At 58.0% G+C, this 405-nt stretch carries 1 protein-coding gene; it reads right to left on the bottom strand.

Translation table 11 applies throughout. From position 1 onward, the window contains the following. Positions 1-321, bottom strand: a 321-nt coding sequence (locus KZZ04_RS18460) for a membrane integrity-associated transporter subunit PqiC (protein ID WP_219423682.1), incomplete at its 3' end; no start/stop codon positions are given. Positions 322-405 lie beyond the last annotated feature (84 nt).

Here is a 405-nt window from a genome sequence, read left to right as displayed (position 1 = left end):
CACACGCTGGCTGTCCAACTGGCCTGCAACCTGGCGCAGCAACAGTTGGTTGATATCGGACGACAAACTGCCCGCCCAACGGCCATCTGTGGAACCTTGCAGGCTGCCGTCGTTCTGACGTTGCAGCAGGGTTTCACGTTGCAGGTAATCGGCAACGACTACCGGGCCAAGCAATACGGCCATACCCGCTGTTTGAGCGGGCTGAGCCGGACTTCCGCTGTCCAGCTGGTACAGCGACACAGGCTGGTGTGTGCTGCAACCCGCCAGCCCCAAAAGGCCAGCGAGCATCAAAATTAAAGGAAGGCGTGGAGCAGTCATCATCCCATCCAGGTGGCTGCCACAAGGCGAACCACAATGTAATACTAAAAATAACCTAAACACGCTCGGCCACGCCGGCGCTGGAAA

Origin of the sequence: Pseudoalteromonas sp. CR1 (assembly GCF_019392235.1) — a bacterium.
In the GTDB taxonomy this organism is placed as follows: Bacteria; Pseudomonadota; Gammaproteobacteria; order Enterobacterales; family Alteromonadaceae; genus Pseudoalteromonas.
Note: the sequence above shows the minus strand (reverse complement) of the source record. Positions and strands in the feature narration are given on the sequence as shown.